Genomic DNA, 24,020 nt, shown 5'->3' on the forward strand with positions numbered 1-24,020 from the left:
AGATGATCATCAACCATCCATTGCTGGGACCACGTGATGCACAGGAATTTACCTATCTGGGCGACGCAAATCTGATCAACCGTCCCTATTGGCTGTCGGAAAACGCCCTGCGCGAGTTTCACGACTATCTGCATCTGCGCGACAACCCGGCGGGTCTGCACCGCGAACTGTGGTTCCACGAACAGGGTGACCGGTCATGGCTGGTCGTGACCCGCGACACCACCACGCATGAGATCACCAAGGTCGAACTGGCCCGCGATGTTGCCCGTGCCAACGGTGCCGCTGTGGTGGTGCAATGACACAGGTAAACCGCCTTGCGGGCGGGCTGATCGACCACGCGACCCCGCTCACTTTTAGCTTCGATGGCAAAAGCTATCAAGGTTACGCGGGCGACACGCTCGCCTCTGCGCTTCTTGCCAATGGTGTGAGCCTGATGGGGCGTTCGTTCAAATACCACCGCCCGCGCGGCGTGCTGACGGCCGGGTCCGAGGAACCAAATGCGCTGGTCGAGCTGCGCTCTGGTGGACGACAGGAACCCAACACCCGCGCCACCGTGGCCGAGATTTATGACGGGTTCGTTGCCCATTCGCAAAACCGCTGGCCGTCGCTGGAACGCGATGTCATGGCGATCAATGATCGCTTCTCGGCCTTCCTGAGCGCTGGGTTTTACTACAAGACCTTCATGTGGCCGCGGGCGTTTTGGGAGAAGCTCTACGAGCCGATCATTCGCAAAGCCGCCGGTCTGGGCAGCCTGACAGGCGAAGGTGACCCCGACGCCTATGACAAGGGCTTCCTGCATTGCGACCTTCTGGTGGTGGGCGCAGGCCCTGCAGGTCTGGCCGCCGCGCTGACGGCTGGTCGGGCAGGCGCGCAAGTGATCCTTGCGGACGAGGATTTCCGTCTGGGCGGACGTCTTCTGGCAGAAACCGCTCCGCTGTCCGATCAGTCCGGCGCGGAATGGGTTGAACACGCGCAGGCCGAATTGACCTCGCTTACCAATGTCCGCGTGATGCCGCGCACCACCGTCTTTGGCGCGTACGATCACGGCGTCTATGGCGCGGTCGAACGCAACGCGGATCACCTGATTGCCCCCGAGGCAAACAAACCTCGCCAGACGCTCTGGCGAATCTATTCCAAACGCGCTTTGGTCGCCACCGGTGCGATCGAGCGTCCGATCGGGTTTGAAAACAACGACCGTCCCGGGGTGATGCTGGCCGGAGCCACCCGCGCCTACGCCAACCGCTATGCGGCCACGCCCGCGCAGTCGGTTGTGGTTTTTGCCAACAACGATGACGCCCACCAGACCGCCCGCGACCTGATCGCCAAAGGGATCGAAGTGCCCGCCGTTGTGGATATCCGCCCCGATGCACCAGCCATAGACGGCACCGAGGTGCTGTCCGGCGCGCATGTCGTGGACACCAAGGGCCGTCTGGATCTGAGCTCGGTCACCGTGCGCTTGGCAAACGGCCAGACCCGCGTGATCCCCTGTGGTGCACTGGCCATGTCGGGCGGCTGGAACCCCAACCTTGGCCTGACCTGCCATCAGCGTGGGCGTCCGGTTTGGAATGAAGATATCCATGCCTTTATGCCGGGAAAGGGCTTGCCATCAGGACAGAGCGTTGCTGGGGCAGCCATGGGTGAGATGTCGACCCATGCGGCGTTGATCGGAGGCGCTGCGAAGGCTGTGGAAGCGCTCTCAGATATGGGCATCGCGACCAATGCAGCGGACTTGCCCAAAGCCGAAGACGCTCCGGTGTCGCTCACCCCGTTTTGGCATGTGCAGGGCGCAAAACGCGCATGGCTGGATTTCCAGAACGACGTCACCGTCAAGGATGTGAAACTGGCGCATCAGGAAAACTTCACATCTGTCGAGCACTTGAAACGCTACACCACGCTGGGCATGGCGACCGATCAGGGCAAAACCTCGAACATGGGCGCGTTGGCGGTGATGGCCGAGCTGACCGGCAAGTCGATCCCCGACACGGGCACCACCATTTTCCGCCCGCCTTACACGCCGGTCTCGATGGGTGCGTTTGCGGGCCGTGCGGTGGGGAAAGAGTTCCATCCGACCCGCCTGACCCCCAGCCACAAATGGGCCGAGGAGCAGGGCGCGGTGTTTGTTGAGGTCGGCAACTGGCTGCGCGCGCAATGGTTCCCGCAAGACGGCGAGACGCACTGGCGCCAATCGGTGGACCGCGAGGTTCTGGCGACCCGCAACTCGGTCGGTATCTGTGATGTGACCACGCTGGGCAAGATCGACGTTCAGGGGACGGATGCCGCGGAATTCCTGAATAAAATCTATGCCAATGGCTTTGCGAAACTGCCTGTGGGCAAGGTGCGCTATGGGTTGATGCTGCGCGAAGATGGCGTGGCCTATGATGACGGCACCGCCGCCCGTCTGGCCGAAGACCATTTCGTCGTGACCACCACCACGGCCAACGCGGTTCTGGTCTATCGCAACATGGAATTCGCCCGCCAATGCCTGTGGCCGGATCTAGACGTACAGCTGATTTCCACCACCGAGGCCTGGGCGCAATACGCGGTCGCTGGCCCCAATGCGCGTAAGCTTCTGCAAAAGATCGTGGACCCGGACTTCGACATCTCGAACGACGCGTTCCCGTTCATGGCCTGCGGTGAAATCACCGTCTGCGGCGGCTGTCGTGCACGGCTCTTCCGCATCTCGTTCTCGGGCGAATTGGCGTATGAAATCGCCGTGCCGACCCGCTATGGCGACGCCTTGATGCGCGAGATGATGGCGGCGGGTGAAGAGTTCGACGTGACCCCCTATGGCACCGAAGCGTTGGGCGTGATGCGGATTGAAAAGGGACATGCGGCGGGCAACGAGTTGAATGGCACCACCACGGCGCTGAACCTCGGGCTGGGCCGCATGGTGTCGACCAAGAAGGATTGCATCGGCAATGTGCTGTCGCGTCGCGATGGGATGAACGCAGAAGATGCGCTGAACCTTGTGGGACTGCGCCCCGTGGACGCGTCGAAACCCGTTCCAGCCGGCGGGCATCTTATGAACGCGACCGGTCCTGTCAATGCGGCGCATGATCAGGGCTATGTCACCTCGGCCGCCTATTCGCCAATACTGCAAAGCGCCATTGGTCTAGGGTTTGTCAAGTCCGGATTTGAGCGGATGGGCGAGCAGTTGCGGCTGGTTAACCCACTGGAAGGGAAAGAGGTTTTGGTCGAAATCGTCAGTCCTCATTTTGTCGATCCGGAGGGAGAGAAGCTCCGTGCATAAGTTGAAACCCATCACCCCGCTGGGCACGGAGACCCCGCGCGTGGACCAGATCGGAACGCTGACCATTTCCGAAGTTGTGGATCAGGCTCTGGCATCTGTGGCTGCACGTGAGGGACAACTGGACGCGCTGACAAAGGCGTTTCCATTGACCTTGCCGGATGTGGGGACATCCGCAACTCAGGGCGATCTAACCGCTTTTTGGACCGGTCCCGATCAGTGGATGATCTCGGCCAATCACGACCAGCACGAATTGCTGGCCGCTGAGGTGAAACATTTGGTCGGCACCACCGCGTCCGTCGTCGAGCAAACAGACGGTTGGTGCCGGTTTGACATTTCGGGCGCCGCCCTATGCGACCTCATTGAGCGTCTGTCCAATGTGCCTGTCCGTAGCATGGCCACCGGCGATGTCATTCGCGGTACAATCGAGCATCTGGGCGCGTTCTTGTGGCGACTGGCCGGCGACCGCATGGCCGTGATCGCCCCGCGGTCCTCGGCCGCGTCCTTGCATCACGCATTGGTGGCGGCGGCCCGTTCGATCGCCTAAGCCACGCAATTCACGAGGGCAGCGCGTCGCTGCCCTTGACCCGCATCGAGTTCTTCGCCCGCCGATCTGCAATCGGCGTCATTCCAAAGCTTTCGCGGTAATGCCGCAGAAACGCGCCGGGTGTGGCATAGCCCACCATAAACGCGACCTCGGTCACCGGTGTATTGGAATACAGCACCAGCTGGCGCGCTTGGTTCATCCGCATTTTCCGGTAATATTTCAACGGGCTCTGCCCCGTCGCTTCCTTGAAGCTGCGTTCCAGCGAGCGGGTCGAGACGCCCACCGCCTCGGCCACTTTGCTGATCTGGATCGGGCTCTCGATATGCTCGGCAAAATGCTCGATTGCGCGCGCGACCTGTTTGGGCAGCAGGTCCTGACTTTTTGCGGTGTCATGGGCCGGGGTCTTCTGTGCGGCGGCGGCGCTGCGGATATAGGGGTGCTGGAACCAGCAAGCGACCTCGGCCATGATGTCTCCGCCCAGACGGGTCTCGATCAAAGACAGCATGTGGTCGAAGGCGGCCGAGGCGCCGGAAATGGTCGTATAATCCCCATCTTCGCAGATCACCGTGCTTTGCGCCGGGATGTCTGGAAACTCAGCCTCAAAAGCAGCCTCGTAGCACCAATGAACCGACAATGGATTGTCGCGCGTCAGCCCGGTATGGGCCAGGGCAAATACCCCCCCACTGATCGCGCCAAGCCGGGTTTTGCTGCGCTGATACCGTTGAAGGGCGGCATTGGCGCGTGACGGGGCTGCGAAGCGGGCATTTGGGCCAGCGGTGAACAGCAGAAGATCCAGCTCTCCGGCGTCGGCCAGCGTGCAATCCGGGGCAAAGCTGACCCCGGCTGACGAGCCTACTGGGGCGTCCTCCTCGGCAATCACCTTCCAGCGAAATGCCTCTTGCCCTGAGATCTCATTGGCGGCACGCAAGGGTTCGATGCATGAGGTCAGGCAGGCCATCGGAAAGCCGGGAAAGATCAGGATCCCCAAGGTTAGAGGCGGCAGGGTGGTGCTTGCATCGGTCACGAGGGCGCTCCCATCACTGTATCTTGCGAGATCTCTGCAGCGATCTCGAGGATGTGCCGTTCCAGAAGGCGTGCGGCGGGGGATAGGGTCGAATCAGCCCGGCGCAGCAGGTGAATTTCGCGCTTTGCCTGAGGATCAGCCAGCGGGCGAAAGACCAAACCCGCTGAGTTTGATGCCCTGACGGCCATTTCGGGTAGAATTGTGATGCCGATATTGGCCTGCACCATCCCCATGATTGATGTCAGGTTATGAGCCGACAACAGCGCTTTTTCGTGCAGCAGAACCGATGCATCAGCGCTGATCCCCGCCGACAGCGAGTTCGCAATAAGCCGCTCGTTCGCCAAAGCATCCCAGGTGACCGGGCCGGTATCCTGCGCCAACGCATGGGACCGCGCGCAGATCACGCCAAACGTGTCTGACAACAGGTGGTGACTGTTCAGTCCTGTGTTTTTCTGGCCCAGTGTGGCGATGCCAATATCGATACGGTCACGCGACAGTTCGTGCAGGATCGAGCTAGAGTCCATATCGCGAAGCTCAATGTCGACATCGCCGTAGTCATTGATATGGCGTGAAAAAACCTGTGGGATGATGGTGCCTGCAACAGATGGCACGGTGGCGATGCGCACATGCCCGTGGGTGGCCTTGGCAAAGCCCTCGATCGCTTTCACCGTGTTGTCGAACTGCTGCAGCTCGCGCTCGGCCTGCTCCAGAACAAAGCTTCCCAAAGCGGTCAGTTTGCTTTTGCGGTCGGTTTCAAACAGGGGTTCACCCAGATGGGTTTCCAGCTGTTTCAGCATCATGGACACAGCCGAAGGCGTGCGCCCCAACGTCTGGGCCGCATCGCTTAAATTTCCGCTGCGGGCAACGGTCGCAAAGCCGCGTAGCATTTCAATCTTCAGCGCCATTGTGATCACACTTCAGTTTTGCTTTAATAGCTTTCAGTAATTTGAGTTTGATTGAAGTTGTCAAAAAAGTCCATACTTGTCGAAACTGACTTCTGTGTGAGGCGACACTTCCATGACTGATATCCAAAAGAACTTGATCGCTGGCGAATGGCTGGCTGGCGTAAGCGAGATTGAAAACCGCAACCCATCGGACCTGTCCGATCTGGTCGGCGTATTTGCGCAAGCCAGCAGCGACCAGCTAGAGGCCACGCTGGACCAAGCCAAGGTGGCACAGCGCGAATGGGAAGCCTACGGCATGGAGCGCAAGCAGGCGGTTCTGAACGCCATCGGCAACGAGCTGATCGCACGCTGCGAGGAACTGGGCACGCTTCTGGCCCGTGAAGAAGGCAAACCCTTCGCGGAAGGCAAAGGCGAGGTGTACCGCGCCGGCCAATTCTTCACCTACTACGCAGCGGAATGCCTGCGTCAGATTGGCGAGAACGCGGACAGCGTGCGCCCGGACATCGAAATCGACGTGCGCCGCGAGGCTGTTGGCACCGTCGCCATCATCTCGCCCTGGAACTTCCCGACCGCGACAGCCTCGTGGAAGATCGCACCGGCCCTGTGCTACGGCAACGCCGTGGTGTGGAAACCCGCCAATGTGACGCCCGCCTCGGCTGTTGCGCTGGCCGAGATCATCAACCGCCAGGACATTCCGAAAGGTCTGTTCAGCCTTGTGATGGGCGCAGGTCGCGAAATCGGCCAGCGTCTGGTGGAAAGCCCGAAGGTGAACGCCATTTCCTTCACCGGTTCGGTGCCTGTGGGCAAGGGTATCGCCTCGGCCGCGATCCAGAACCTGACCAAGGTGCAGATGGAGATGGGTTCAAAGAACGCGCTGGCCGTGATGGACGACGCCGATCTGGATCTGGCCGTGACGCTGGCCCTTGGCGGCGCCTTCGGTGGCACCGGTCAGAAATGTACTGCGTCCTCGCGTCTGGTTGTGCACGAAGCCATCCACGACGCCTTTGTCGAAAAACTGGTGGCTGGCGCACAGGCGATGAAGGTGGGTCACGCGTTGGAAGAGGGCACCCAGATGGGTCCCGTTGTCAGCGAACAGCAGTTGTCCGAGAACCTTGCCTATGTTGATCTGGGTAAGTCGGAAGGCGCTGAACTGGCCTGTGGCGGTGCGCGTCTTGAGATGCCGCATCAGGGCTTTTACATGTCGCCGGGCGTGTTCCTGAACACCACCAACGACATGCGCATCAACCGCGAAGAGATGTTCGCGCCGCTGACATCCGTGATCAAGGTTGGCAGCTATGACGAGGCGCTGGCCACCGTCAACGACACCAACTTCGGTCTGACCTCGGGCATCGTGACGAAATCGCTGGCCCGCGCCACGCATTTCCGCCGCAACGCGCGCACAGGTGTTGTCACCGTGAACCTGCCGACCGCTGGCACCGATTACCACGTGCCGTTCGGTGGCCGTGGCGACAGCTCCTACGGCCCGCGTGAACAGGGCAAGGCAGCCGCCGAGTTCTACACCACGGTCAAGACCGCTTACATCAGTGCCGGTCCTGTCTGATGCGTATCGACGGTCTTCAATACGCCAACTGGTCCGAGAAGATCTTCCGCCAGCTTCGTGAAGGGGGCGTGGATGCAATCCACGTCACCATCTCGTACCACGAGAACTTCCGCGAAACGGTTCTGAACTTTGAAAAGTGGAACCGCTGGTTTGAAACCTACCCGGATTTGATCATGAAAGGTCAGTGGGCTTCGGATATCGACGTGGCCATTGAGACCGGGCGCACGGCTGTTTTCTTCGGCTTCCAGAACCCGTCGCCGATTGAAGACGACATCGGTCTGGTTGAAATCGTGCACACGCTTGGTGCGCGCTTCATGCAGCTGACCTATAACAACCAGTCGCTTCTGGCGACCGGCTGTTACGAGGCCGAAGACATGGGCATCACCCGCATGGGCAAACAGGTCATCAAAGAGATGAACCGCGTGGGCCTTGTGGTGGATATGAGCCACTCGGCAGACCGTTCGACCATCGAGGCGGCCGAGCTGTCCGAGCGCCCCATCGCCATCACCCATGCCAACCCGCATGACTGGTCGCCTGCGCTGCGCAACAAGAAAGACGACGTGATCCGCGCCGTGACGGAAAACGGCGGCATGTTCGGTTTCTCGATCTACCCGCACCATCTGAAAGACAAGTCCGCCTGCACGCTGGAAAGCTTCTGCGAGATGATCGCCCGCACGGCAGACAAGTACGGTGTTGAGCATCTGGGGATCGGCACCGACCTGTGTCAGGACCAGCCCGACAGCATCGTTGAATGGATGCGCGTGGGCCGGTGGACCAAGGAAATCGACTACGGCGAAGGGTCTGCATCAAACGCAGGCTTCCCGCCGATGCCCAGTTGGTTCGAAGACAACCGGCACTTTGGCAACATCGAAGCTGGCTTGAAGGCCACTGGCATGTCTGCCGACGAAGTTGCCGGAATCATGGGGCGCAACTGGTATCGTTTCTTTGGCGAAAACTTTGGGGCTCGGATCAAATGAACAAAGCAGATTCACATAGTGCGCGCCGAGACCCCGCCATCGTGATGCGCCTTGAGCGTCTTGGATCTCTGCATCAATGCCGCCTGAGCTTCATGCGTGTCCTTACCCGCCGTTTGGCGCAAGAAAACTGGCAGTTCTCACGTCCGGTATTTGACGTTGATGCCAATGGCGTAGGGCATGCAGTCTATACAGCACAAGGGCCGCAACGCGCATACTCTCTTGTGGCCTTTGCGCATGATCTGCCGCCAGAGATGCGCTCGGATCGCGTGATCGCAACCGCATGGGATGCCACATTCACGCTATTTGACGGGGTCCCGGATGCCGATGACATCAAGCGTCTGTCCGAAAACGTACCACTGCAAGAAGCGGGTCGGGTCAGCGAAAAGGAAATATCGGTTTCGCGCGCCAATCGATCGGTGCGTCTATGGGCTCATTTCGTAGATGCCCTTGCGTCTGGTCAGCAGCCCGATCAAGACAAGATTGATGCTGTTGGATACCTGATGCGAACCACTGCAGTCTATGGATCAGGCAAGCTGGGCGCGGCGGACCGCGAAAGCATTGCAGACCGCGATGAAATGATCGTCCCTTTTCAGGCCGAGATGTTGTCGGTCTTTCTGACCCGTGCCTTCGTGCGTGATCTGGTCCAGCATATGGCAAATGCCAAGGGTGGCGCCGATGCGGTGCAGCTTGACCCCGGCATTGCCCGCCAGCTTGGGATCGGCAACTCGACGGGATTGGGAATGGCGCCCTTCATCGTCAATCACCCCATTCTGTTCAACAACTGGATCATTGCCCGCGAAGAGGCGATTGCCCGCGTGCGATCCCTGAAAACGGCGACGGATGCCGCACGAAAGACCTTCACGAACATATTGCGCAGAAGCGAGGCCTCGGTTGACCGTTGGCAGTCCGAGCACCCGATCCAGATTGAGAAGCTCACGCAACTGCGCGCTGATATTGCGACCCTATCTGCGTTCATCGAAGGGGATGTTCTTCTCGGTGACAACCCATGGGACGAACTGATGCAGTGGGCAGAAAAGGAGCTCAGCCTGGAAGGGCAGGAGCTTGTTGCCTCGCTTGTGCTCGAACCTTACGGCGATCTTGTAGATGGATTGGCGGTCTGCATGGCGGACAGCAACGCGGATGCTTTCGCAATTGATGGCGCCATGTCCGTCGCGCAATGTCGGGCGCTGATCGAAAAAAGTTTCGGCTGGGCGTTCGACATTGACTGGACTAAAAAAGAAAACCGCGCGCGCGCTTGGTATGTTTCGGAAGAGAAGCTTGAACCGCGCCTTGGAGAACGGTTTGACGAACCGATCGAGGACTACGAACAGCCCCTTGCCCCTGCGCGTGATGCGGTTGCCGCCCACGTAGGTCTTGCCGCGTTTGACGATGAACAGCCGATTGCCGAGTTCCTGTTGCATCACCCCGAACATCGCCACACGATCCGGCGTGCGCAGATTGGCGGCATCGCGCCCTATGGCGAAATTCATGACAACACGATCTGCGCCACGGTTCTTCCCATCGACATGTTGCGCGCCAAACTATCTTTCTTTGGCGCAACACATTTCGACCCACGTTCTGATCGTTGGGTTCGTATTTGCATGTATGCCGGCGCACCCTACCCAGAAGATCTGACAGACGAAAACGCGGACCTTTGGGTGTACCCGGAGGTCACACAATGAGCTACTCGTTGAATGAGATGGAAGCGACAGCCAAGCGTGCGACGCGTGGTGCAGGATACCCCTGGGGTTTGGCCGAGGACGCTGCAAAAGCTGCCCGCTGGCTTTGCGTTCAAGGTCTGGATGGCAGCGCCGAGTTGGCGCACGTTTTGGAATGTCGATTTGAGGAACAGCCCACGAAACACAGGCCACACGCGCTTGCAGGCGTTTGGCAGGCCGAAAGCGATCTATGCCCCCTTGCTGCGGGTGCTTTATTGTCTGATTGCGCGCAGAACTTGAGAGCTGCACCGATTGAGATGCAGCACGTTATTGCCCCATCGGTTCTGCTGCCCTTTGCGGCAAACGCTGCAAAACGGCTGGGTCGAGCGGTCCTTATCGAAATCGACGAAGTGGTCGCCGTGACAGATGGCGCGCACCTCGACGTGCAAGGCAAACTACCCAGCCTAGCTCAGCGGGTGGTGGTGTCCCAATGCACTGAAACGGTGACGCCCCGCCACTTGCAGACCCGCTCTCACCCCTCCGCACAAAGCTGGGATATTCTGAACCGCTTTGCCCACAAGACATACGCCCCCGCAACCGAAGAATCCCGCGCATTGGGTGCCGGGGCGGGACTGTCTGACAATGACTAAGAAAGCATCAACATGGTAGATACGCAAACCCTGACCCTGGCCGAGATCGAAGACCTGTCTTTCCGTGCGCTTGTCGCCGCCGGTACATCTGAAGACAACGCGCGCCCTCTGGCGGCGGCCACTGCCGCGACCGAAGCCGACGGCGTTGCCAGCCATGGGCTTGCCTATATCCCGATCTATTGCGAACACGTGCAATGCGGGAAGGTAGATGGTCAGGCCAAGCCGAGCCTGACACGCCCACGCCCCAGCGTCGTCGCCGTCGATGCCGCAACCGGTTTTGCACATTCGGCAATTGATCTTGGGTTCGAAGCCTTGATCCCCGCCGCCCGCGAACAGGGCGTCGCCGTTTTGTCGATCCGCAACAGCTATAACTGCGGCGTTCTGGGGTATCACACCTATCGGTTGGCACAGCAGGGGCTGCTTGGCATCGGCTTCACCAACGCACCGGCGTCCATTGCGCCTTCTGGCGGAGCCAAGCCGGTCGTGGGGACAAACCCGTTTTCGATTGCGGCCCCGGGCGTGGATGGTCAGCCCGCGATCTTGATTGACCAAAGCGCCAGCACCATCGCCAAAAGTGAGGTGATGAAACATGCGCGTGAAGGCAACCCCATCCCCGTTGGATGGGCTTTGGACGCAGATGGCAACCCGACAACCGATCCAAATGTGGGGCTGAAAGGCTCGATGGCACCGTCGGGTGGCTACAAAGGCGTCGGCGTCGCGTTGCTGACCGAGATCATGGCCGCTGCCATGACCGGCGCAACCCTTGGAATTGACGCGTCACCCTTCTCGGGAACAGCGGGAGGCCCCCCAAAAACGGGGCAGTTCTTTATCGCAATTGACCCCGGAGCCACCGCAGGCGACGCCTATTCAACCAGTGTTGTCGCTTTGGCCCAAGCTATTCACCAACAAGAAGGCGCGCACCTACCTGGTGATGGCCGGCGTCATAAAAGGTTGTCTGCACAGAAAAATGGCGTTGCCGTAAACAAGGCAACACTTGCCAAGATCGAAGCAATCTTGAGCTGAAACCGGGCGGGAACTGATCGAAGCCTTGCTGTTCACAATGGTCATGGGGCTTGTGTGTGTTGTACTGGCGAGAACACTCTATCGCGACGGTGTGCACGATAAATCGGATGCAGCGGATCGAGCGTTGGCAGCTGAATGCGTAAGTTAGAACAAAACCAGGCAGCCCCTAACGGATGCCTGGTTTTACCGATCTCGAACCCCAACAAAAACTTGGACTAAGTTGAAGCCACAGCAGGCGACACAGCAACAAAACGGGGCGCCCGAACGCTTAGTCCTTTCAGATCAGGTTCACTGGTCCGCCCTGAACATAGGACTCTGTAGCTTTATCTGCGAGAATCTGTGCTTGCAGCCCATCATTCAAGTTTGGCGTTGGGGATGTGCCCTTTGATATCGCGTCGATGAAATGGCGCATCTCGGCACGGTAGGCGGCTTCATATCGTTCCAGGAAGAAATGTTGCGCAGGGGCCCGCGTGAACCCCGATGCGGTGGCCATTTCGACAGTGTTTTCATGGACGTTGTCTGCACGCAGCATCCCACCAGACCCATGCACTTCAATCCGTTGATCATAGCCATAGCTGGCGCGGCGCGAATTTGTAATCTGGCAGATCTTGCCGCTGGCAGTGGTCAAGGTAACAGCGGCCGTATCGACATCTCCTGCCTTGCCGATCTCGGGATCAACAAGTGAGGCGCCGACGGCATAGATCCGAACAAACTCCTCGCCCAGCAGAAAACGCGCCATGTCCAGATCATGGATCATCATGTCGCGAAACAACCCGCCTGAGCTTTTTATATAGCTGACGGGGGGTGGGGACGGATCGCGAGACTGGATCGTCACGATCTCGACTTCACCGATCTGTCCTTGCCGCAGGCGGGATTGCAGGTCTGCAAAGTTTGGATCAAAGCGCCGGTTGAAGGCCGTCAGGAACGGCACGCCAGCGTCTTCCACAACCTTCATGCAATCGCGGATGCGATCTGATGACAGGTCCACGGGTTTCTCGCAGAAGATGGCTTTGCCCGCACGGGCAGCGGCATGGATCAGGTCGTAATGCGTGTCCGTCGGGGTGCCGATCACCACGGCGTCTACGTCCGCGCTTTCAATCAGGGCCAGGGGCTCCAGCACCTTCGCGCCGGTGCGGTCCGCCAAGGCTCGCGCCGGGTCGGCGAAGGCATCCGCGACAGCGGTCACCGAGGTGCCGTCGATCTGGCTGATCGAGCGGGCATGTACCTGACCAATCCGGCCACAGCCCAGAAGTCCAATCCGTGTCATCTTAGGCTCCTTTGAACGCTTGCAGAACCCGGCGGGTTGCTGCCACCACCGGGTCGTGGGTTTCTTTCAGGATTTGCACCCGGTCAAACCGCGCCGGGTCGGCATTGATGGCATCGCGCAGAGCGTGTCCAAAGGCCATGCGCAGCTCGGTCCCGATGTTGAACTTGCAGATCTTCGATCCACGGGCAAGCGCGGTGCGCTGGGCGACCGGCACGCCTGAGCCGCCATGGATCACCAAGGGCACCTCGGTCACGGCCTCGATTGCACGAATGCGATCCACGTCCAAACCGCCTTCCTTGTCCTGCTGCAAATGCACGTTCCCGACCGAGATCGCCATCGCATCCACGCCGCTGTCGCGGGCGAAGGCCGCGGCTTCCTCGGGGTCCGTCCCGGCAGAACCTTCGCCACCGGAATAGCCGACGAAGCCGATTTCGCCTTCACAGGACACACCTGCCGCATGGGCCATTTCCGCAATCGCTGCGGTCTCGTCGATGTTCTGCTGAAGTGGTTTGCGCGACCCGTCGAACATCACCGAGGTAAACCCGCTGTCGATCGCCTCGCGGCATTCATCGAACGTGTACCCGTGGTCAAGGTGCGCCACGACCGGAACAGACGCGGCTTCGGCCAAATGGCGAAACATCTTGCCAAGTACCGGCAGGGGCGTGTGCTCGCGGCAGGACGGGCCTGCCTGCAGAATGACCGAAACACCCTCGGCCTCGGCCGCTGCCACATAAGCGCGCATTTCTTCCCAGCCCAGCGTGACCAGACCGGCCACGGCGTAGCCTTCCTTCAGCGCGGGCTGAAGGACATCTTTCAACGTCACAAGGGTCATTTGAACTTGGCCACCATGTCCATGATGCCGGGAATGGTCTGCAGCTGCTCTTCATGCGTCGGCTGGAAATACTGCTTCAGCGAGCGCTGGCTGAGACCGCCCAGAATGGTGAAGTAATACATCTGATAGCCCGGCAGAACCGCGCAAGGATGATAGCCCTTGTCCAACATGATCGTGGACCCATCCATGATATGATAGGCATCACCCGGCTTGTTGTCTTCACGCTGCAACATCTGCACGCCCGAACCGTAATTCGGCTTGAAGCGGAAATTGTAGGTCTCGTCGTGGCGGGTTTCGATCATCCCACCCTGCGGGTGCGGGCGATCCGTGTCGTGCTTGTGCGACGGGAAGCCGGACCAGCCGCCTTCGCCCACGGTGTAAAGCTCGCTGACCAAAAGGCGCCCCACGCGGTCGTGGTGGTTTGCGCCAAGGATATGCTTGATTTTGCGGTGGGTCTTGGTGTCGTCCGATCCGTATTGCACCACGTCCAATTCGGCCTCGCGCACGTCGAAAGGCTCTAGCACCTTGTCGTATTTCGCACCGGCGATGAAGGTCTCGGTCGCATCGGTTTTACAGGTGATACGCACCTTGGCACCGACGGGGACATAGACGCCCTCTGGCTCGCCATCCCACACGTCCTCGGTGCGGTTTCCGAGGTCGGGATAGATCGCGCCCTCGACATCCACATCGACCGTGCCGGTGGCAGGCACCACGCAGGTCTCGTAGCCGGGTACGGCGTATTCGAAGACCTCGCCCTTTTTCAGTTTGACAATGTTGAAATAGTTCAGCGGGACCAGGTCGTTATCCGCATCCACAATGGGTTTGTTCTGGTTGTCATGAGGCGCAATATGCATTGGGCTCTCCTTTCATTCCGTTGGGCCGGGATGCGAGGCCAGAAAGGCCTCAAGCTCGGCGGTTGTGGGCATGGCGTTGGCGCAGCCGGGTTTCGAGACGACGATGGATGCACAGGCCGAGCCGCGCAGGACGGCGTCGCGCAACCTGTGTCCTGCAGCGATCGAGGCCAGCAGCCCCGCCATGAAGCTGTCGCCAGCACCATTGGGTTTAACGGCAGTGACGGGATAGATGCCTGTTCGGATCTCTTCCCCATCAACCAAGGTGATCGCGCCTTCATGGCCCATCTTATAGACCACCATGCGCCCTTCGGCGGCGAGCGCACGCGCTTTGTCGAGCCCTTTGTCGATGCCGCCCGCCATGAAGCCAAACTCCTCGTCATTGCCGACGATCAGGTCACTTGCTTCGCCCGCACGCGACAGGACGTCTGCCGCAACCTCGGGCGAGGGCCAGCTATAGGGGCGGTAGTCGATGTCAAAGATCACCGGCAGTCCGGCCTTGCGGGCCTTGTCAAACGCCCCAAAGGTGGCCGAACGCGACGGTTCGGCAGCAAACACGGTGCCTGCCGTGATCAGTGCCGTAAAGGCCGAATAGTCGACCGCATCCATATCCGCTTCGGTGACCTGAAAATCGGCGGCCCCGTTGCGATAGATGACGTTCTGGAAATCCTCGATACAGCTTTCATATACCGCCAGAGATGTCCGGGCCTCGCCGCCGACCGACCGGACATAGCGTGTCTCGACGCCGTAGTCTTTCAAGCGGTTCAAGCAGAACCGTCCCACCGCGTCATCCGAGACGGACGTCACCAGCGCGGCCTCTGCTCCGAGCTTCACAAGCCCCGCGCAGATATTGGCCGACGAGCCGCCCAGATCAGCGCGGAATGTGGTGGCATCTTCGCTTTTGGTACCAATCGGGTCCGCGAACATATCCATGCCCGCGCGTCCAAAGACTGCAAAACGATTGCCTTTGATGCCTTCGATCAACGCCATCATACGCCTCGACGCTGCTTGGAACGGGAAGCTTCCCAGTCGATATGCGCGGCGCGCACGCGGTCATCTTCGGTGATGTGTGGTGTGCCGACCTCCCACCAGGCGTGACCTTCGGTGGTCCAGCCCTCGTAGGGGTCCACATCCATCACAATCACATAGGTTTTGTCTGACGCCTTGGCCCGTTTGAACGCCTCGCCAAGCTCGGCAGGGTTCGAGACCTTTTCGGCAACAGCCCCCATCGACGTCGCGTGGGCCACGAAGTCCACGCCAAAAGGCTGCGGGATGGTCGGGCAGTCCTCGAGCAAGTTGTTGAAGCTTTCGTTGCCGGTGTTGTTCTGAAGCTTGTTGATGACGGCGAAGCCACCATTGTCCAGCACCATGACGATCATCTTCTTGTCCGACAGGACGCTGGAATAAATGTCGGAGTTCAGCATCATATAAGAGCCATCGCCGCAGAAGGTGATCACGTCCTGATCAGGCTCCATCTGGGCTTGCGCGATGCGGGCCCCCCAAGCGCCTGCAATCTCGTAGCCCATGCAAGAGAAGCCGAACTCAACATCGACGGTGCCAATGTCCAAAGTGCGCCAGTTGGCGGTCACCTCGGCGGGCAGACCGCCAGCCGCAGCCACAACGCGGTCGCGTTTGTCACACAGGGCGTTCACAACGCCGATGGCCTGTGCATAGGAGTTCGGACGGTTGCCGTAGGACACGTTCTTTTCAACATAGTCGTCCCAGCTTTTCCGCTCGGCCTGTGCAAAGGCCACCCAATCTGCGGGTCCTTTATAGTCGCTCGCAGCACCTAGGGCCGCAAGACTTAGCTTGGCGTCCCCCACAACGGGCAGGGACATGTGCTTGCCCGCGTCATGCCGCGCCGCGTTGATTGAGATGAATTGCGCATCCTTGTCAAAAGCCGTCCATGAACCTGTGGTGAAATCCTGCAGGCGGGTGCCGACAGCGACGATGACGTCTGCTTTCTCGGCGATCGCGTTGGCGCTATCCGATCCGGTGACGCCGATGGGGCCGATGTTCAGCGGGTGCTCTGCCAGCATGTTGGCGCGCCCGGCGATGGTTTCGACCACCGGAATGTTGTGGGTCTCGGCAAACGCGGTCAGCTCGTCGACCGCGCGCGAGTACTGCACGCCACCACCCGCGATGATCATGGGACGTTCGGCGCCAGCGAGGGCAGCGACCGCATCGGCGATCTCGGCATCGTCTGGCGATTGCCGACGAATGCGGTGCACCTTCTTTTCAAAGAACTTGACCGGATAGTCATAGGTCCAGCCCTGAACATCCTGCGGAAGGCCAAGGAAAGCCGGGCCGCAATCAGCGGGGTCCAGCATTGTGGCGATTGCGGCCGGCAACGACTGGATCACTTGCGCCGGGTGGCTGATACGATCCCAATAACGGCTGACCGGCTTGAACGCGTCATTCACACCAAAGGTCGGATCGTAGAAGTTCTCCATCTGCTGCAGCACGGGATCAGGCAGGCGGGTCAGGAACGTGTCGCCGCACAAAAGCAGCATGGGCAAACGGTTGGCATGGGCAAGCCCGGCTGCCGTCAGAAGATTGGCGGTGCCCGGTCCGGCGCTCGCCGTACAGAACATGAAACGCTGGCGCAGCCATGTCTTGGCATAGCCCGCGGCTGCGAATCCCATACTCTGTTCATTCTGTCCACGATACAGCGGCAGCTCGTCACGCACAGTGTTCAGTGCCTCGCCCAGACAGGTCACATTGCCATGCCCAAAGATGCCGAAACCGCCTCCACACAGGCGCATTTCTTTTCCGTTGATTTCAATGAACTGGTTGGAAAGCCAGCGAATGATCGCCTGAGCGGTTGTCAGGCGGATGGTGTCGTCTTGCGCAGACATGTCAGCGTATCTCCCACGGGAAAAGTCAGTGCGGTGCCGAATGCGGCTTGCGGGGTTTCGATTCTCAGGATACAGTTTTTGCAACCGGTTGCAAATTGTTTTCAAACGAGGGAGGCGTCAACGTGGCACAGATCGGCATTGGCATCCTTGGTGGCGGCTACATGGGTAAGGCCCATGCGGTGGCCATGTCCGCTGTTGGCGCAGTGTTTGGAACGACGCTTCGCCCGCGATTGGAAATGGTCTGCGCGTCGTCCCCGGAAAGTGCCGAACGCTATTGCCAAGCCTATGGGTTCGCCCGCGCAACTGATAATTGGCGCGCGTTGGTCGAGGATGATGCGGTCGAAGCGATTGTCATCGCCACGCCGCAAGAAACCCACCGGCAGATCGCCGAGGCCGCCTTTGCCTTGGGCAAGCCTGTTTTCTGTGAAAAACCTTTGGGTGCATCGCTTGAAGACAGTGCGTCCATGGTGGCCACGGCTGAGGCATCGGGTGTGACGAACATGGTTGGTTTCAACTACATCCGCACGCCAGCCAGCCAATACGCGCGCGCCTTGATTGAGGCCGGAGAGATTGGCGACATCACCTGGTTTCGTGGCGAACACACAGAGGATTTTTATGCGGACCCGCAGACTCCAGCGAGCTGGCGCACCAGCGGGATGGCAAATGGCACGATGGGAGACCTTGCGCCGCATATGGTGAATGCAGCGCTGGCCCTGTTGGGTCCGATTGCGCGGGTCATGGCCGAAGTTGAAACCGTTCACAGTGATAGGCCGGGCGGGCGCGTGACCAATGACGACCACGCTCAAATGATGTGCCGCTTTGAAAATGGGGCAATGGGACAGATGTATTTCAGCCGCATCGCGACCGGGCGCAAGATGGGCTATGCATATGAAATCACCGGCACCAAAGGCGCGATCCGCTTTGATCAGGAAGATCAGAATGCGCTTTGGCTTTATCGGATGGACGACCCCGAAGCCGAGCGTGGCTTTCGCAAAATCCTGACAGGTCCCGCCCATCCTGACTATGAGCCCTTCTGTCAGGGACCGGGGCACGGCACCGGGTATCAGGACCAGATCATTATCGAGGCCCGCGACTTCCTGCGCGCCATCGAAACCGGCGCGGATGTGTGGCCCACCTTCCGTGACGGGCATGAAGTGAACCGGGTGATTGCAGCGGGGCTTGCCTCGTCTGATAGTCAAACCTGGAAAGACATCAACGACTTCTGAGCATCGGAGACACTAAAAGATGAGCATCAGAATTGGCAACGCGCCCTGTTCCTGGGGTGTTGAGTTTGCGGATGATCCGCGCAACCCGACATGGCGATCTGTCCTGAAAGACTGCGCCGAGGCGGGCTATAAGGGCATCGAATTGGGGCCCGTGGGCTTCATGCCTGAAGACCCTGCCGAGCTGGGTGAAGCATTGGCCGAACACGATCTGGACCTGATCGGCGGCGTTGTGTTCCGTGCCTATCACGACCCTGACGCATGGGACGATGTTCTGGACGCCACGCACCGTACGGCGCGGGCGTTGAAGGCGCATGGCGCGCAGCATCTTGTGCTGATCGACTCGATCTCGCCCCGCCGTGCGCCAACCGCGGGTCGGGCAGCCGAAGCCGAGCAGATGGACAAGGCCGAGTGGGTGGCCTATCGCGACCGGATCGCGGAAAGCGCCCGGATTGGCGCAGAGGAATATGGCCTGACCGTCGGCATCCACGCCCACGCCGCGGGTTTTATGGATTTCGAGCCGGAGCTTGAACGGTTGCTGAACGAGGTCGACGAAAGGCTTCTGAAAATCTGCTTTGACACTGGTCACCACTCCTACGCCGGCTTTGATCCCGTGGCGTTTATGAAGCGCCATGTCGATCGGATTTCCTATATGCATTTCAAGGATATCGACCCAAAGGTGAAAGCCGACGTGATCGAGAAGCGCACTGGCTTCTATGATGCCTGCGGGCAAGGGATCTTCTGCAATCTGGGCGAGGGCGACGTGGACTTCCCGGCCGTGCGCCAGGTGCTGTTGGACGCAGGGTTTGAAGGCTGGTGTACGGTCGAACAAGACTGCGACCCAACGCTTGACCCAGACCCTGTGGGAGATGCTCGCAAGAACCGCGAATACCTAGAATCCATCGGCTTCAAGTAAGGGGGGCGACATGACGAAACTGAAATGGGGCATGATCGGGGGCGGCGAAGGTAGCCAAATCGGTCCGGCGCATCGCCTTGGCGCCCTTGCAGACGGCCGCTTCGAATTCACCGCTGGAGCCTTGGATCACCGTCCCGATGTGGGGCGCGAATATGCGCAGCGTTTGGGCCTTGCAGCGGACCGTGCCTATGGCGACTGGGAAGAGATGCTGGCAGGCGAAAAAGACCGAGACGACAAGATCGATCTGGTCACTGTTGCCACACCGAACGCCACGCATTTCGAGATCACCAAGAACTTTCTGGAAGCCGGCTTTAACGTGCTGTGCGAAAAGCCGATGACCATGACGGTCGAAGAAGGTGAAGAGATCGTCAAGGTCGCCGAGAAATCGGGCAAGATCTGCGCAGTGAACTACTGCTATTCAGCCTATCCGATGGTACGGCAGGCCCGCGCGATGGTGCGCGCAGGCGAAGTTGGCAAGATCCGTCTGGTCGTCACCAGCTTCAGCCATGGTCATCACGGCGATGCGACGGACGCCGACAATCCGCGTGTGCGTTGGCGCTATGATCCTGAAATGGCAGGGGTTTCCGGGCAATTTGCCGATTGCGGCATCCATGCCCTGCACATGGCGAGCTTCATCTGCGATGACGAGGTGCAACGCCTCTCGGCCGACTTTGCCTCGACCATTCCGTCGCGTGTGCTGGAAGATGACGCAATGGTCAATTTCCGCATGGAAGGCGGAACTGTTGGGCGGCTTTGGACGTCGTCGGTGGCCATCGGCCGCCAGCACGGGTTCGACATTCAGGTGTTTGGTGAAACTGGCGGGCTGCGCTGGGCGTCCGAGCAACCCAACCAACTGGTCTATACCCCGGTTGGTGGCCGCACCCAGATCATCGAGAAGGGCGAAGGCGGACTGCATGAAGACGCACAACGTCTGAGCCGCGTGGCCATCGCCCATCCCGAGGGCTTCCCGCTGGCCGTCGCCAACATTTATTGCGATCTGGCGGATGCCATCTCCGGCGCGGATCGCGACGGGTTGCCCAATGCGGCGGATGGTGTGCGGTCCATGGCTGCCGTTCACACTGCTGTGGCGTCGGCCAAGGATGGCGGGGCATGGATGGATGCCCGCCCGCCGATGTTCCGATAAGCTTATGGGGCGGGGCGCAATGTGCCCCGCTCGACGATTGAACAAGGGAAAATTCGGGCCTCGGGATAGCGGTCCGGTTCGTCCAGCATTGCCACCATCAGTTCGATCGACGAGGTCACGATCTGCTGGATCGGCTGGTGAATCGTGGTCAGGTCGATGTTTTCCCACCGCGCCATTTCCATATCGTTCAGACCGATGATGCCAATGTCCTCAGGCACGCGCAGATTGCTGTCCTCGATGGCGGATAAAGCACCGATGGACAGCACGTCATCACCGCAGAAATAGGCTTGAGCGGGGGTGGTTTCGATCAGCCTGAGCATCTCTTTCCGTCCCGCATCGAACGAATAGGCTTCGGCAAAGGAGTGGGCGGTCAGAATGTCCGGGTGCTTGGTCATCTCTGACATGAAGCCGGCATATCGGTCCTGTGTCGACGTGGCATCCTCGGGGCCGCCCATGAATCCGACATGCGTGTATCCGCGCGCGATCAGGGCCTGCGCAGCCATGCGTCCGCACTCAACGTTGTCGATCCCGACAACATGAACCTGCGGTGCCGATGAGGAACGCCCAAAGCTGTGCACAACCGGCACGCCCGCGTCGCGAAACGCCTTAGCAAAGCCGGGCGGCAATGTGGACGAGGCGACAACGACGCCATCGACAGAATACTGACGCAGCATCCGCACCGACGCTTCGGGGTCCGTTTCGTCAGTCAAGTTCACCAGAAGCGGGCGCAAACCACGGTCCTGAAGCCCCCGTGTGAACAGGTCAAATACTTCAAGGAAGATCGGGTTGTGGAAGTTGTTCGAAACAAGACCAATCAGTTTTGTGCGCCCCGTGGTCAGCGAAGAAGCAAGAGCATTCGGGCTGTATCCAAGATCGCGCGCGGCCTTTTCAACCTTGCGCCGCATTTTATCGGAAACCGATGCACCATCGGTGAAAGTGCGCGATACGGCCGACCGTGATACGCCTGCGCGTTCTGCAACCTCTTTCAACGTAACGGCCATGTAGTGCTTGCCTTCTTAGCTTGCGTCTTTGATCCTTTTAGCGCGTTTTCTCGGTCTCTGCAGCATGAAACGAACCAGTCCTTTTTGCAACCGGTTGCAAAATGATGTCGGATGTGGTTTACTTTGAGTCGGAGAGGCGGGGAGGACCGCTCTCGCACCGGAAATAAGGTGAATTTTTGGGAGGAAATCATGACTTCACTTACGAAGAAACTTGCGCTTGCGGCCGCCGTGGTTGCAGCGCCGCTGATGGCGGCGACCGCTGCCTCGGCCGAGGGCGAGAAATACATTCTTGTCAGCCACGCGCCTGACAGCGACAGCTGGTGGAACACCATCAAGAACGGCATCGCGCTTGCTGGCGACCAAATGGGTGTCGAGGTTGAATATCGCAACCCGCCCACCGGCGACTTGGCTGACATGGCCCGCATCATCGAGCAGGCCGCAGCATCTGGCCCGAACGGCATCATTACGACTCTGTCGGACTATGATGTGCTGTCCGGCCCGATCAAAGCAGCCGTGGACAGCGGCGTTGACGTGATCATCATGAACTCGGGCACGCCGGATCAGGCGCGTGAAGTTGGCGCGCTGATGTATGTCGGTCAGCCGGAATATGATGCAGGTTACGCTGCCGGTCTGCGCGCCAAGGGTGACGGTGTCGGTTCGTTCCTCTGCGTGAACCACTACATCTCGTCGCCTTCTTCGACCGAGCGCTGCCAGGGCTTTGCTGATGGTCTGGGCATCGAGCTGGGCAACCAGATGATCGACTCAGGCCAAGACCCGTCAGAGATCAAAAACCGCGTTCTGGCCTATCTGTCGGCCAACCCGGACACAAATGCTGTTCTGACGCTTGGGCCGACCAGCGCAGATCCCACGCTGTTGGCGCTGGAAGAAAACGGCATGGCCGGTGACATCTACTTCGGCACCTTCGATCTGGGCGAAGAGATCGTCAAAGGCATCAAGTCCGGCGTGATCAACTGGGGCATTGACCAGCAGCCCTTCCTGCAGGCCTACCTGCCGGTTGTGGTTCTGACCAACTTCCACCGCTATGGCGTTCTGCCCGGCAACAACATCAACTCCGGCCCCGGCTTCGTGACAGCGGACGGCCTGGAAAAAGTTGAGATGTTCGCAGGCGAATACCGCTGATATTCTCCCAAAGGGCGGCCGGAGCGATTTGGCCGCCCTTATTCCATCCTGAATAAGGACACAGAGGCTTACCATGTCCAATGCACCCACCGAAACCGCGGTCGATGAAAGGATCAAAACCCGATCCCGATTCCGCGAAGCGATGATCCGCCCCGAACTGGGCGGGATTGTCGGCACTGTCGCCGTTTTCACATTCTTCCTGTTGTTTGCCTTCGACAGCGGCATGTTCAACAGCCAAGGCATCATGAACTGGTCAACCGTTTCGGCCCAATTCATGATCATTGCCGTGGGCGCCTGCCTTTTGATGATCGCAGGCGAATTTGACCTCTCGGTTGGCTCAATGATCGGCTTCGCGGGGATGCTGATCGCAATCTTCAGCGTGACACTCGGCTGGCCGGTCTGGATGGCGATCCTTCTGACATTCGCAATGTGTATCGCGATCGGGGCACTGAACGGATACATCGTGATCCGCACTGGCCTGCCAAGCTTTATCGTGACGCTGGCCTTTCTCTTCATCCTGCGTGGCTTTGCGATCTTCCTGCCGCAGGTGATCGAACGCAAAACCATCATTGGTGGGATCAAGGATGTGGCCGAAGGTGACTGGCTGGCGCCGATCTTTGGCGGCAAAATTTTCACCGGCCTATTCCAGTGGATGGGGGACGCGGGCATCATCGCCGTGTTCGAACGCGGCAGCCGCAAAGGCCAACCCGTCGTCGATGGCATTCCCATGCTGATCATCTGGGCCATCGTTCTGGTTATTTTCGGCCACGTTCTGTTGACCAAAACCAAATTTGGCAACTGGATCTTTGCCGCAGGCGGTGACGCCGAAGCCGCGCGCAACTCGGGTGTGCCGGTCAACAAGGTCAAGGTCCTGATGTTCATGTTCACCGCATTCTGCGCGACCGTCTTCGCTGTCTGCCAGGTGATGGAGTTCGGATCGGCCGGTGCCGACCGCGGTCTTCTCAAGGAATTTGAGGCGATCATCGCCGTGGTCATCGGTGGCGCGTTGCTGACAGGTGGCTATGGGTCTGTGTTGGGGGCGGCGCTTGGCGCGCTGATCTTCGGCGTCGTCCAGCAGGGCCTGTTCTTTGCCGGTGTCGAAAGCAGCCTGTTCCGCGTGTTCCTTGGGGTGATCCTGTTGGGCGCCGTGATCCTGAACACCTATATCCGTCGCATCATCACGGGGGAGCGTTGAT

General features: G+C 59.6%; 21 protein-coding genes and 1 pseudogene. 14 read left to right on the forward strand and 8 right to left on the reverse strand.

Going from position 1 to position 24,020, the window contains the following annotated elements:
- The first annotated feature begins 2 nt into the window (after positions 1–2).
- From ACRY08_RS02870 to ACRY08_RS02880, 3 genes are read left to right on the forward strand one after another with little or no spacing between them, the layout of a single operon-like run.
- Complete coding sequence (locus ACRY08_RS02870) at positions 3–299, forward strand: sarcosine oxidase subunit delta (protein WP_432448338.1); 297 nt, start codon at positions 3–5, stop codon at positions 297–299.
- Complete coding sequence (locus ACRY08_RS02875; RefSeq protein WP_432448339.1) at positions 296–3,250, forward strand: sarcosine oxidase subunit alpha family protein; 2,955 nt, start codon at positions 296–298, stop codon at positions 3,248–3,250. Before ACRY08_RS02870 ends, ACRY08_RS02875 begins: the two co-directional genes overlap by 4 nt.
- Positions 3,243–3,794 carry a sarcosine oxidase subunit gamma gene (locus tag ACRY08_RS02880; protein WP_432448340.1) on the forward strand — a complete coding sequence of 184 codons (552 nt, stop codon included), beginning with the start codon at positions 3,243–3,245 and terminating at the stop codon, positions 3,792–3,794. The genes ACRY08_RS02875 and ACRY08_RS02880 overlap by 8 nt, the downstream gene beginning before the upstream one ends.
- Positions 3,795–3,804: 10 nt before the next feature.
- Here the strand turns inward: ACRY08_RS02880 and ACRY08_RS02885 are convergent, their stop codons facing one another.
- Positions 3,805–4,818, reverse strand: a complete 1,014-nt coding sequence (locus ACRY08_RS02885; RefSeq protein ID WP_432448341.1) for a GlxA family transcriptional regulator — start codon at positions 4,816–4,818, stop codon at positions 3,805–3,807.
- Positions 4,815–5,723, reverse strand: a complete 909-nt coding sequence (locus ACRY08_RS02890; RefSeq protein WP_432448342.1) for a LysR family transcriptional regulator — start codon at positions 5,721–5,723, stop codon at positions 4,815–4,817. Before ACRY08_RS02890 ends, ACRY08_RS02885 begins: the two co-directional genes overlap by 4 nt.
- A gap of 112 nt (positions 5,724–5,835) precedes the next feature.
- Here ACRY08_RS02890 and ACRY08_RS02895 point away from each other — a divergent pair, with 112 nt between their 5' ends.
- From ACRY08_RS02895 to ACRY08_RS02920, 6 genes and pseudogenes are all read left to right on the forward strand, one after another.
- Positions 5,836–7,284, forward strand: coding sequence for an aldehyde dehydrogenase family protein (locus tag ACRY08_RS02895; protein ID WP_432448343.1), 1,449 nt, complete (start codon positions 5,836–5,838; stop codon positions 7,282–7,284).
- A complete protein-coding gene (locus tag ACRY08_RS02900; RefSeq protein ID WP_432448344.1) occupies positions 7,284–8,261 on the forward strand; it encodes a membrane dipeptidase in 978 nt (325 codons plus the stop codon). The genes ACRY08_RS02895 and ACRY08_RS02900 overlap by 1 nt, the downstream gene beginning before the upstream one ends.
- Positions 8,258–9,943, forward strand: a complete 1,686-nt coding sequence (locus tag ACRY08_RS02905; RefSeq protein ID WP_432448345.1) for a hypothetical protein — start codon at positions 8,258–8,260, stop codon at positions 9,941–9,943. Before ACRY08_RS02900 ends, ACRY08_RS02905 begins: the two co-directional genes overlap by 4 nt.
- Before the next feature lie 17 nt (positions 9,944–9,960).
- Positions 9,961–10,110, forward strand: a pseudogene (locus ACRY08_RS02910) (DUF3726 domain-containing protein); the annotation flags it as partial.
- Positions 10,111–10,236: 126 nt separating this feature from the next.
- Positions 10,237–10,569, forward strand: coding sequence for a hypothetical protein (locus tag ACRY08_RS02915; RefSeq protein ID WP_432448861.1), 333 nt, complete (start codon positions 10,237–10,239; stop codon positions 10,567–10,569).
- 12 nt (positions 10,570–10,581) lie between these two features.
- Entirely contained in the window at positions 10,582–11,592 is a 1,011-nt protein-coding gene (locus ACRY08_RS02920) for an Ldh family oxidoreductase (protein ID WP_432448346.1), read from the forward strand.
- Positions 11,593–11,869: 277 nt separating this feature from the next.
- On the opposite strand, the gene iolG is transcribed toward ACRY08_RS02920, so the two are convergent.
- From iolG to iolD, 5 genes are read right to left on the reverse strand one after another with little or no spacing between them, the layout of a single operon-like run.
- Positions 11,870–12,859, reverse strand: coding sequence for an inositol 2-dehydrogenase (gene iolG / locus ACRY08_RS02925; RefSeq protein WP_432448347.1), 990 nt, complete (start codon positions 12,857–12,859; stop codon positions 11,870–11,872).
- A 1-nt stretch (position 12,860) separates the two neighbouring features.
- Positions 12,861–13,691: a class II fructose-bisphosphate aldolase gene (locus ACRY08_RS02930; RefSeq protein ID WP_432448348.1), complete on the reverse strand. Its 831-nt coding sequence runs from the start codon at positions 13,689–13,691 to the stop codon at positions 12,861–12,863.
- Positions 13,688–14,545 (reverse strand): 5-deoxy-glucuronate isomerase, encoded by an 858-nt coding sequence (locus ACRY08_RS02935; protein WP_432448349.1) that lies wholly within the window; start codon positions 14,543–14,545, stop codon positions 13,688–13,690. The genes ACRY08_RS02930 and ACRY08_RS02935 overlap by 4 nt, the downstream gene beginning before the upstream one ends.
- Positions 14,546–14,557: 12 nt before the next feature.
- Positions 14,558–15,532 carry a 5-dehydro-2-deoxygluconokinase gene (gene iolC / locus ACRY08_RS02940; protein WP_432448837.1) on the reverse strand — a complete coding sequence of 325 codons (975 nt, stop codon included), beginning with the start codon at positions 15,530–15,532 and terminating at the stop codon, positions 14,558–14,560.
- Positions 15,532–17,400, reverse strand: coding sequence for a 3D-(3,5/4)-trihydroxycyclohexane-1,2-dione acylhydrolase (decyclizing) (gene iolD / locus ACRY08_RS02945; RefSeq protein WP_432448351.1), 1,869 nt, complete (start codon positions 17,398–17,400; stop codon positions 15,532–15,534). Before iolD ends, iolC begins: the two co-directional genes overlap by 1 nt.
- Before the next feature lie 122 nt (positions 17,401–17,522).
- Here iolD and ACRY08_RS02950 point away from each other — a divergent pair, with 122 nt between their 5' ends.
- Genes ACRY08_RS02950 through ACRY08_RS02960 form a run of 3 tightly spaced genes read left to right on the forward strand, consistent with a single transcriptional unit; the run spans position 17,523 to position 20,683 of the window.
- Positions 17,523–18,626, forward strand: coding sequence for a Gfo/Idh/MocA family protein (locus ACRY08_RS02950; RefSeq protein ID WP_432448352.1), 1,104 nt, complete (start codon positions 17,523–17,525; stop codon positions 18,624–18,626).
- 19 nt (positions 18,627–18,645) lie between these two features.
- Entirely contained in the window at positions 18,646–19,539 is an 894-nt protein-coding gene (locus tag ACRY08_RS02955) for a TIM barrel protein (protein WP_432448353.1), read from the forward strand.
- A gap of 10 nt (positions 19,540–19,549) precedes the next feature.
- Entirely contained in the window at positions 19,550–20,683 is a 1,134-nt protein-coding gene (locus ACRY08_RS02960; protein ID WP_432448354.1) for a Gfo/Idh/MocA family protein, read from the forward strand.
- 2 nt (positions 20,684–20,685) lie between these two features.
- On the opposite strand, the gene ACRY08_RS02965 is transcribed toward ACRY08_RS02960, so the two are convergent.
- A complete protein-coding gene (locus tag ACRY08_RS02965) occupies positions 20,686–21,684 on the reverse strand; it encodes a LacI family DNA-binding transcriptional regulator (RefSeq protein WP_432448355.1) in 999 nt (332 codons plus the stop codon).
- Between the two features lie 189 nt (positions 21,685–21,873).
- Between ACRY08_RS02965 and ACRY08_RS02970 the strand changes: the two genes are divergently transcribed.
- Positions 21,874–22,824, forward strand: coding sequence for a sugar ABC transporter substrate-binding protein (locus ACRY08_RS02970; RefSeq protein ID WP_432448356.1), 951 nt, complete (start codon positions 21,874–21,876; stop codon positions 22,822–22,824).
- A gap of 73 nt (positions 22,825–22,897) precedes the next feature.
- Positions 22,898–24,019, forward strand: coding sequence for an ABC transporter permease (locus ACRY08_RS02975; RefSeq protein WP_432448357.1), 1,122 nt, complete (start codon positions 22,898–22,900; stop codon positions 24,017–24,019).
- The last annotated feature ends 1 nt before the right edge of the window (position 24,020 follow it).

Origin of the sequence: Aliiroseovarius marinus (genome assembly GCF_050881025.1) — a bacterium.
Classification (GTDB): Bacteria; Pseudomonadota; Alphaproteobacteria; order Rhodobacterales; family Rhodobacteraceae; genus Aliiroseovarius; species Aliiroseovarius marinus_A.